Genomic DNA, 1,025 nt, shown 5'->3' on the forward strand with positions numbered 1-1,025 from the left:
TTAATCCGCCCAGGGTGAGTCGGGACCTAAGGCGAGGCCGACAGGCGTAGTCGATGGACAACGGGTTGATATTCCCGTACCCGTGTATCCGCGCCAAATATCGAATCATCTGTGCTAAGTATCCAAAAGGGGATGGACTTCCTTCGGGAAGCCGGAACTGGCTGCATACGACCCTGGGTGTAGTAGGTAAGCGATGGGGTGACGCAGGAAGGTAGCTGGGCCCGGTAATGGTTGTCCGGGTGTAAGCCTGTAGGGCGTCTGGTAGGCAAATCCGCCAGACATATAGCCTGAGAGGTGATGCGTAGCCGATTGAGGCGAATTCAGTGATCCTATGCTGCCGAGAAAAGCCTCTAGTGAGTTGGTACACGGCCCGTACCCCAAACCGACACAGGTGGTCAGGTAGAGAATACTAAGGCGATCGAGATAACTGTGGTTAAGGAACTCGGCAAAATACCTCCGTAACTTCGGGAGAAGGAGGGCCTTGTCTGGTGAACGGACTTGCTCCGGGAGCTGGGTGAGGTCGCAGAGACCAGTGAGAAGCGACTGTTTACTAAAAACACAGGTCCGTGCGAAGTCGTAAGACGATGTATACGGACTGACGCCTGCCCGGTGCCGGAAGGTTAAGAGGACCGGTTAGCTACTTCGGTGGCGAAGCTGAGAATTTAAGCCCCGGTAAACGGCGGTGGTAACTATAACCATCCTAAGGTAGCGAAATTCCTTGTCGGGTAAGTTCCGACCTGCACGAATGGCGTAACGACTTCTCAGCTGTCTCAACCACAGACTCGGCGAAATTGCATTACGAGTAAAGATGCTCGTTACGCGCGGCAGGACGAAAAGACCCCGGGACCTTCACTATAGCTTGGTATTGGTGTTCGGTACGGTTTGTGTAGGATAGGTGGGAGACTGTGAAATCGGCACGCCAGTGTCGAGGGAGTCATCGTTGAAATACCACTCTGATCGTATTGGACCTCTAACCTCGGACCCTGATCGGGTTCAGGGACAGTGCCTGGTGGGTAGTTTAACTG

Annotated in this window: 1 rRNA gene; it reads left to right on the forward strand. The window is 53.9% G+C overall.

Annotated elements, in window-relative coordinates:
* Positions 1–1,025, forward strand: a 23S ribosomal RNA gene (locus ACFC4D_RS46440); the annotation flags it as partial.

The sequence above is a fragment of the Nocardia sp. NPDC056000 genome (assembly GCF_042269265.1).
In the GTDB taxonomy this organism is placed as follows: domain Bacteria; phylum Actinomycetota; class Actinomycetes; order Mycobacteriales; family Mycobacteriaceae; genus Nocardia.